The following is an 8,194-nucleotide window of genomic DNA, read 5'->3' as shown; positions in this document are numbered from 1 at the left end:
CGGCGGCGGTGCTGTTGTGGGGCGCGGCGCTGTGGCAGGTGCGACCGCAAGCACTGGCTCTGCTGGCCCTGGCGCCGGTGGCGCTGCATTTCGGAGCACAGGTGGTCACCCTGCGGCCGGAAAATGGGGCGGATGCGCTCGCCAAGTTCCGGTCGAACCGGTTTGCGGGGCTGCTGATGTTCCTGGCGTGCCTGGTGGTCGGAAGCGCCGGATAGGGCGTCCGGCCCTTTCGCTTCCCATCCCGTGCCCCTAGATGCCCCTGCATGTCAGACACCAACCCCGCCGCGGCGCGCGCCGCCGACCTGGTCGCCGCCGCCATGAAGGCAGGCGCCGACGCCGCCGACGTGCTGTATGTGCGCGATGCGTCGACGCAGGTGTCGGTGCGGCTGGGCGCGTTGGAGGATGTGCAACGCTCCGACGGCGAGGAGATCGGGCTGCGGCTGTTCATCGGGCGGCGATCGGCCAGCGTGTCGTCATCCGATCTGTCGGCGGCGGCCATGACCGCGCTGGTCGAGCGTGCCGTGGCCATGGCGCGCGAGGCGCCGGAGGATCCGTATGCCGGGCTGGCCCCCGCCGATCTGTTGGCGACGGGCGCGACCGTCGACGTCGAAATTGACGACGGCGGCACCGCCAGCCCGGCCGAATTGAAAGCCCGGGCGCTGGAAGCGGAGGATGCGGCCCGCGCCGTCCCGGGCATCACCAACAGCGAGGGCGGGAGCGCCAGCGCCAGCCGCGCGACGATCGCGCTGGCGACGTCGACCGGCTTTGCACGGGCCTATGCTACCACATCCTATGGCTGTTCCGCCAGCGTGATCGCCGGGGCGGGCGGCGCGATGCAGCGGGATTATGCCAGCCACGGCGCGCGCCATCTGGCCGACCTGGAACCTGCCGGGATCATCGGGGAACGGGCGGGTAGGCGGGCCGTGGCGCGCTTGGACCCCAGGCAATTGCCGTCTGGGCAGATGCCGGTGGTCTATGATCCGCGGGTCAGCGCCGGCCTGTTGGGTCCGTTGATCGGGGCGATCACGGGATCGGCGATCGCGCGGCGGACGAGCTTTCTGCTCGATCAACTGGGAGAGCAGCTGTTCGCGCCGGGGATCCGGGTGATCGACGATCCGCGGCGTCCGCGCGGGCTTCGGTCACGGCCGTTCGACGGCGAGGGGCTGCCCACGGCGCGGCGGGAGATCGTGGCGGACGGCCGGCTGACGGGCTGGATCGCGGATGCGGCGTCTGCGCGGCAATTGGACATGGCACCGACGGGACATGCCAGCCGCGGGATCGGGGGATCGCCGGGGGCGGGCAGCACCAACCTGCATCTGGCGGCGGGCACGGCGTCGGTGGCGGACCTGATCGCGGACATCACGCTGGGATTCTGGGTGATCGAACTGATCGGCAGCGGGGTCAACGGGCTGACCGGCGATTACAGCCGCGGCGCGGCCGGGTTCGCCATCCGGGACGGACAATTGGCCGAGCCGGTGGCGGAAGTCACGATCGCGGGCAATCTGAAGGCGATGTACCGCGCGCTGATGCCGGCTTCGGACCTGGAATATCGGGCCGGGACCAACGCGCCGACCGTCCGGATCGACGGCATGACGGTGGCCGGTGCCTGATATCCTGCTGAACGCGGTGGCCGATGTCGCGGCGGAGGCCGGCCGGCTGGCGATGGCCAGCTTCGGCGGCGGATATCGGCAGTGGGAGAAGGAACCCGGCCACCCGGTCTGCGATGTCGATCTGGCCGTCGACGCCCTGATCCGACGGCGCCTGGCGGCGATCGATCCGGAGGCAGGGTGGCTTTCGGAAGAGACGGTCGATAGCGCGGAACGGTTGATGCGTGTCCGGACGTGGGTCGTCGATCCGATCGACGGCACGCGCGATTTCCTGCGTGGTCGGCCTGGTTGGGCGGTATCGATCGCGCTGGTCGAGGGCGGGAATGTCGTGCTGGGCGTGCTGGACGCGCCGGCGCGGGGCGAACGCTGGGCCGCCGCCGCCGGCATGGGGGCGACGCGGAACGGCGTGCGGTTGAAGGCGGGTGCCCGCACCGAATTGTCCGGCGCACGAACCCCGGCCGATGCCTTGCCGCGGGCGGATCGGGATCTGACGCTGGTCGAGAAGCCCAATTCGATCGCGCTGCGCATCGCGATGGTGGCGGCGGATGCGGCCGACCTGGTCGCGACGCTGCGCTGGGGCCATGAATGGGACATCGCCGCCGCCGCGCTGATCGCGCGGGAGGCAGGGGCGGTGGTGACCGACGGTTTCGGCGCGCCGCTGCGTTACAACTCGACCAAGGGCGAGGCGTTTGGCGTGGTCGCGGCGGCGGCGGGCATCCATGCCGCGGCGATCGCGCGGTTGCGCGAGCGGGCGTTGGTGGCGGCGGTCCGGTAAGACGCACCGCCCGGACGGGGATCAGCGTTCGATCTTGGCGATGTTCAGCCGCGCGATCTCGATCTTCGGGCAACGATCGGCGACCACCTTCAACCCGGCGGCTTCCGCGCGGGCGATGGCGGTGGCATCGTAGACGCCCAGTTGCAGCCAGACCGATTTCGCGCCGGCCGCAATCGCCTGATCAACTGCGGCGCCGGCGTCGGCGGATCGGCGGAAGATGTCGACCATGTCGATCGGTTCGCCGATCTGGGACAGGTCGCGCCAGACATATTCGCCGTGAAGATGTTCCCCGGTAATCTGCGGATTGACCGGGATCACGCGGTAGCCGTGGTGCATCAGAAACTGTCCGACGGTGTAGCTTGGTCGGTCGGGTCGGTCCGATGCGCCGATCATCGCGATCGTCCGGGTTTCACGGAGCAGCGCGGCAATGTCTTCGTCCGACGTGATCGGCATCATCATCTCCTCAGTATCAGAAGAAAACGTGTGGATCGTTCCTGCCGATCTCTACAACCTACATTCGCCAACTGCTTACACGATTGCCATCCCGAAGCTTAATCGCGTACATCCGGAAAGAGAATAAAGTAAGTCCATGATTGATAGGAAACTAGAATTTCCTTTCCCGCGGTGCAGTGTTGACGCTGCAAACGCCGCTATCCCAAGAGGGCTTCGCGGCAAAAAGGTGAAACTCCCGCGTAATCGCGAGTGTCGTTCTGTCGATTCGATAGGTCGTGTAAGCCGCGCTGGAGGTGAGGTTGATTGTGACGCTATTCGCATCAAATACACCGACTCCTCGGTTCGTGAGGCCATACTTGGGGGATGATATCGTGACCATCTGGTTCGCCTCATCGACGATTACCGCGATCGCTTCGGCACCACGCTTCGTCTCTAGCGAGCACGAGAGGTAGGTGAATGCAGGCGGCGGCGCATCAATCATGACGTTAGTCAGTAGCATCCGTCCCTTGCTCTGTACATCGAGAGCGTCAGCGGTTCAGCCAGGCCGCGATCCGATCGCCGATCATGCGGAATGCGGCCGACCCCGGCCCGCCGATGGCGACAGGGGGCGTGCCCGCATCCGACGCGGTGCGGATCGCGATATCGAGCGGGATACGGCCCAGAAACGGAACGCCGAGCGAAGCGGCGGCCGTCTCCGCACCGCCATGGCCGAACGGATCGGAGCGCTCGCCGCAGTGCGGGCAGATATAACCCGCCATGTTTTCGACCAGGCCGATCAGCGGGACCGAGGCCTGAGCGAACAGGTCGATCGCGCGGGTCGCATCGATGAGCGCCAGATCCTGTGGCGTGGAGACAATGACCGCGCCGACCGGCTTGTGTTTGGAGATCATGCTGAGCTGAACGTCGCCGGTCCCGGGCGGAAGATCGAGGATCAGCAATTCCGTGTCGCCCCAATCGGCGTCGATCAGCTGACCCAGCGCACCGCCCACCATCGGGCCGCGCCAGGCGATCGCGCGGCCCTGATCCACCATCTGACCCATCGACAGCATCGGGACGCCGTAGGGGGTAGGGACGGGATTGAGTTTCTTGTCGGTCGCGGTGGCGCGGACGTCCGCGGCGCGCATCAGCAGCGGCTGCGACGGACCATAGATGTCGGCATCGACCAGGCCGACCTTCACGCCGCGTTGCGCCAGTGCGATCGCGATGTTGGCGGACAAAGTGGATTTGCCGACCCCGCCCTTGCCGCTGCCGATCGCGACGATCCGCCGCACCGGCTTTTCAGCGGTCATGGCGATGCGCACCGCGTCGACGCCGGCGACTGCCGACACGGCTGCGCGGATCTGCGCCTCCAGCGCCGTGCGGTCCGCCTGGGTCAGGCCGGCCACGTCCAGGATCACGCTGGCCGTCCCGGCCGCAAGGCGTGGCACGGCGGCACGGCCGGAGGTGACCAGACCACGGCCCGATGTCGGATCGATCACGGCATCGAGGGCGGGGCCGAGGGCTGCGGCGGGATCGGGGGTGAGGGCCATGCGCGGCACATAGGAGGGAAACACCGGCTTGCCACTGTTTTTCCCCCGCCGCGCACCTATAAAGACAAGATGAGCGAGATGATCGGCCGACACGGACAAGGGCGCAACCTGCTGAACGAAGCGGGAGGCGGGCCGTGGAGTGGCGGTTCCGGCGGCGGCGCCGGCGGGGGCAAGGGCAGCGGCGGGGATGGCGGCTCCGGCGGCGGCGGTGACGGCCTGGGCCCGCGCAACCCCTGGGATCAACCGCCACGCAAGCGTCCGCCCGGCGGGAATGGCGGGAAGGGACCGAATGGTCCCACGGCGCTGGATGAATTGTTGCGGCGCGGGCGCCGGGGCCTGCCATCCGGATTTCCGAACCCGCAGGGGCGCAAGCTCTGGGTCGGACTGGCCTTCGGCTTCATCATCCTGTGGTTTCTGACGACCGCCTTCCATCAGATCGGCGCGCAGCAGCGCGGCGTGGTGACCCGGTTCGGGCGCTACGTCACGACCATGGAGCCCGGCGTCGGACTGACATTCCCGGCGCCCATCGATCAGGTGACCAAGGTTTCGGTGGACGAGATCCGCGAGATCAACATCGACGCATCCGGCAGCAACGGTGCCGCGGCCGGCGGTGCGCAGAACCTGATGGTGACGGGCGACCAGAACATCATCGACCTGGCCTATTCGGTACGGTGGAATATCCGCGATCCGGAATTGTACCTGTTCGAGCTGGCCGACCCCGACGACACGATCCGCGAAGTCGCCGAAAGCGCGATGCGGGCGGAGATCGCAGCCGTCACGCTGAACGATGCGATCGGGCCGCAGCGCAGCCAGATCGAGGCGCGCGTGCAGCAGCGTGTCCAGGCGATCCTCGACAGTTACCGCGCGGGCGTGCTGATCCAGGGTGTGGCGATCAAGCAGGCGGATCCGCCGGCGGCGGTGGTCGCGGCGTTCAAGGACGTTTCGGCCGCGCAACAGGAGGTGCAGAGCTACCTCAATACCGCGCGCGCCTATGCCTTGCAGCTGACCGCGAAGGCGCAGGGCGAAGCCGCGGCGTTCGACAAGGTGTATGACCAATATCGCCTGGCACCGGAGGTGACCCGTAAGCGCATGTATTATGAAACCATGGAGGATGTGCTGGCCAAGACCGACAAGACCGTGGTCGAGACGCCGGGCGTGACATCCTATCTCCCGCTGAACCAGTTGCCACGGACCCCGGCCGCGCCGGCCGTGCAGGAAGGAGCCGCACGATGAACCCGGTGACCAACCTGTTCCGCAACCCGATCAGCTGGGCGATCGCGCTGGTGCTGGCGGTGATCGTCGCAGCATCGATCTTTGCGGTGGTGCCGGAAACCCGCCAGGGGCTGGTAGTGCGGCTGGGCCGGCCGAACCGCGTGATCAACGGCTATGTCGCGGGGCGGCCGTTCGGGCAAACCGGTGCCGGCCTGATCGCGCGCGTGCCGTTCCTGGAACAGATCGTATGGATCGACAAGCGCGTGCTGGATTTCGACATGCCGCGCCAGTCGGTGCTGTCGACCGATCAGCTGCGGCTGGAGGTGGATGCCTTCGCCCGCTATCGCATCGTCGATCCGTTGCGGATGTACCTGCGCGCGCGGGGCGACGAGAAGCGGGTGTCGGATGCGTTGCGGCCGATCCTGGCTTCGTCGCTGCGCAACGAACTGGGCCGGCGGTCGTTCGCGGCGTTGCTCAGTCCCGAGCGCGGGCAACTGATGGACAATATCCAGAGCCGGCTGAACGTGGTCGCGGCGCAATATGGTGCGGAGATTGTCGACGTCCGGATCAAGCGGGCCGACCTTCCCGATGGCACCCCGCTGGAAAGTGCGTTCCAGCGGATGCGCACCGCGCGCGAACAGGAGGCGCGGTCGATCCGGGCGGAGGGACAGAAGCAGGCGCAGTTGATCACGGCGCAGGCCGATGCCGATGCATCCCGCGTCTATGCCAATTCGTTCAACCGCGATGCCGACTTCTATGACTTCTATCGCGCGATGCAGTCCTATCGCCATACCTTCGGCAGCGACGGCAACACCGCCGCGACCGGGGGCACATCGATGGTGCTGACACCCGACAATGAATATCTGCGTCAGTTTCGCGGGCGGAAGCCCTGACGAGCCCCAGCGGCCCGTCGTTCAAATCCCGTTCAGCCGAAAAGCGGCAGCCAGAGGCTGACCGCCGCAGGCCAGGGCGGAAAGAGAATCCTTAAGGAGGATTGCGATCGTGCGTTACGCCTATGTCATCACTGCCGCCATGCTTGCCGGCGGTGCGACGGCCACCCTTGTCGTAAATCAGCCGGTCGGGGCTCAGGTTGCCCAGAATGCGCCCGGCACAATCACGGCCACACCCCCGCGCCCCGGTGCGCCGATGAGCTTCGCCGATCTGGCGGTGCTGAAGATCGAGGCGACCGGGCTGCCGTTCGTGCAGTTCGGGGACTCGACGCGCACGCGGGTCGGCGACTGGGTGATCGCGATCGGTAATCCGTTTGGGTTGAACAGCACGGTGACTGCGGGCATCGTGTCCGCGCTGCACCGGGGCATCAACAATGGTGGCGCGAACGATCGCTATATCCAGACCGATGCGTCCATCAACCAGGGCAATTCGGGCGGACCGATGTTCGACCTGAACGGCAACGTGATCGGTATCAACACGGCGATCTACTCGCCGACGGGCGGCAATGTCGGCATCGGCTTTGCGATCCCCGCCGAAGAGGCCAAGCCGGTGATCGAAGCGCTGCGCAAGGGTCAGCGGGTGCGGCGTGGCTATCTGGGTGTCGGGATCCAGCCGATCGACGACAACATCGCGGAGTCGCTGGGGCTGCCGAAGAATGTCGGCGAACTCGTCCGCACCGTGGAGCCGGGCTACGCCGCGGCGCGCGCCGGGATCCGGCAAGGCGACGTGGTGGTCAAGGTCAACAATGTCGACGTCACTCCCGATGCCACGCTGAGCTATACCGTCGCGAACCTTCCGATCGGCAGCCGCGTGCCGATCGAACTGATCCGCGAAGGCAAGCGTATCACGGTGACCGCCGTGATCGGCGAGCGGCCGCCCGAGGACCAATTGCTGGCTGCGGCCGGCGGCGGTGGGCAGGGTCTGGACGACGATGATGGCGATTCCAGCACGCCCGCGCCGCAGGCGCAGCAGTCGACCCGTGCGTCGCTCGGCCTGACGTTGCAGGCGCTGACACCGCAGATCGCGCAGTCGATCGGCGTGCCGACCGGCGTAAAGGGCGTCGTGATTTCCGCGGTCGATCCCGCCAGCAACGCCGCGACACAAGGGCTGGCCCGCGGGGACGTGATCCTGTCGGTCAATCAGCGACCGGCGACGACGATCCAGGACGTCATCACCGCGGTCAATGCGGCGAAGGCAGCGGGACGCCCAAGCGTTCTGATGCTGATCCAGCGTCAGGCGACCCCGCCACGCTATGTCGGTGTCGAACTGTCCAAGAAGTAAGAGGTTGCGGTAAAAGCGGCCGTCAAGTGCTTGTATTGGCTGGCCGGTGTCGATCGGGTTGTTTCAGGCTCGGAACCCCCTCCCGTGATCGGGCGGGGGTTCCGAGCATCATGAGGATGCGTGGATGGCCGACGGGGCGGGGATCTTCATCGGCGCGGCGGCGGATGGGAATCGGCAATATCTGAACCTGCGCCGGGCAAACCGGCACGGGTTGATCGCCGGCGCGACGGGCACCGGGAAAACCGTGACACTGCAAGGTATTGCGGAGCAGTTTTCACGCGCCGGTGTGCCGGTGTTCGTATCCGATGTGAAGGGTGACCTGAGCGGGATCGCGATGGCGGGTTCGCCAGGCGCGGCGATGCACGCGACCCTGGCGACGCGCGCGG

9 protein-coding genes and 1 pseudogene are annotated in these 8,194 nt (G+C 67.1%); 7 read left to right on the top strand and 3 right to left on the bottom strand.

Annotated elements, in window-relative coordinates; all coding sequences use genetic code 11:
- The 3 genes and pseudogenes from VF649_RS02280 to VF649_RS02270 form a co-directional block, all read left to right on the top strand.
- Positions 1-215, top strand: a pseudogene (locus VF649_RS02280) (4-hydroxybenzoate octaprenyltransferase); the annotation flags it as partial.
- Positions 216-263: 48 nt separating this feature from the next.
- A complete protein-coding gene (locus VF649_RS02275) occupies positions 264-1,610 on the top strand; it encodes a TldD/PmbA family protein (RefSeq protein WP_331010337.1) in 1,347 nt (448 codons plus the stop codon).
- Positions 1,603-2,382, top strand: coding sequence for an inositol monophosphatase family protein (locus tag VF649_RS02270; protein ID WP_331010336.1), 780 nt, complete (start codon positions 1,603-1,605; stop codon positions 2,380-2,382). The genes VF649_RS02275 and VF649_RS02270 overlap by 8 nt, the downstream gene beginning before the upstream one ends.
- 21 nt (positions 2,383-2,403) lie before the next feature.
- Here the strand turns inward: VF649_RS02270 and VF649_RS02265 are convergent, their stop codons facing one another.
- The 3 genes from VF649_RS02265 to VF649_RS02255 form a co-directional block, all read right to left on the bottom strand.
- Entirely contained in the window at positions 2,404-2,835 is a 432-nt protein-coding gene (locus tag VF649_RS02265) for a CoA-binding protein (protein WP_331010335.1), read from the bottom strand.
- A 151-nt stretch (positions 2,836-2,986) separates the two neighbouring features.
- The gene (locus tag VF649_RS02260; RefSeq protein ID WP_331010334.1) at positions 2,987-3,316 is read right to left on the bottom strand and encodes a hypothetical protein; all 330 of its coding nucleotides are present in this window, start codon (positions 3,314-3,316) and stop codon (positions 2,987-2,989) included.
- A 46-nt stretch (positions 3,317-3,362) separates the two neighbouring features.
- Positions 3,363-4,124: an Mrp/NBP35 family ATP-binding protein gene (locus VF649_RS02255; protein WP_331010338.1), complete on the bottom strand. Its 762-nt coding sequence runs from the start codon at positions 4,122-4,124 to the stop codon at positions 3,363-3,365.
- 309 nt (positions 4,125-4,433) lie between these two features.
- Between VF649_RS02255 and hflK the strand changes: the two genes are divergently transcribed.
- From hflK to VF649_RS02235, 4 genes are all read left to right on the top strand, one after another.
- The gene (gene hflK, locus VF649_RS02250) at positions 4,434-5,597 is read left to right on the top strand and encodes an FtsH protease activity modulator HflK (protein WP_331010333.1); all 1,164 of its coding nucleotides are present in this window, start codon (positions 4,434-4,436) and stop codon (positions 5,595-5,597) included.
- Positions 5,594-6,469, top strand: coding sequence for a protease modulator HflC (locus VF649_RS02245; RefSeq protein ID WP_331010332.1), 876 nt, complete (start codon positions 5,594-5,596; stop codon positions 6,467-6,469). The genes hflK and VF649_RS02245 overlap by 4 nt, the downstream gene beginning before the upstream one ends.
- Before the next feature lie 109 nt (positions 6,470-6,578).
- Complete coding sequence (locus VF649_RS02240; protein WP_331010331.1) at positions 6,579-7,808, top strand: trypsin-like peptidase domain-containing protein; 1,230 nt, start codon at positions 6,579-6,581, stop codon at positions 7,806-7,808.
- A 124-nt stretch (positions 7,809-7,932) separates the two neighbouring features.
- Positions 7,933-8,194: helicase HerA-like domain-containing protein (locus tag VF649_RS02235; RefSeq protein WP_331010330.1), on the top strand; the 262-nt coding region annotated here is incomplete at its 3' end.

This window comes from Sphingomonas sp. (assembly GCF_036387535.1).
Classification (GTDB): Bacteria; Pseudomonadota; Alphaproteobacteria; order Sphingomonadales; family Sphingomonadaceae; genus Sphingomonas_R.
The sequence above is the reverse complement of the archived record's forward strand: the minus strand, read 5'-3'. Positions and strand labels throughout refer to the sequence as shown.

Coding starts and splice junctions, on each gene's coding strand:
- VF649_RS02275 (WP_331010337.1), top strand. CDS start 264: ATGTCAGACACCAACCCCGCCGCGGCGCGCGCCGCCGACCTGGTCGCC.
- VF649_RS02265 (WP_331010335.1), bottom strand. CDS start 2,835: ATGCCGATCACGTCGGACGAAGACATTGCCGCGCTGCTCCGTGAAACC.
- VF649_RS02260 (WP_331010334.1), bottom strand. CDS start 3,316: ATGATTGATGCGCCGCCGCCTGCATTCACCTACCTCTCGTGCTCGCTA.
- VF649_RS02255 (WP_331010338.1), bottom strand. CDS start 4,124: ATGACCGCTGAAAAGCCGGTGCGGCGGATCGTCGCGATCGGCAGCGGC.
- hflK (WP_331010333.1), top strand. CDS start 4,434: ATGAGCGAGATGATCGGCCGACACGGACAAGGGCGCAACCTGCTGAAC.
- VF649_RS02245 (WP_331010332.1), top strand. CDS start 5,594: ATGAACCCGGTGACCAACCTGTTCCGCAACCCGATCAGCTGGGCGATC.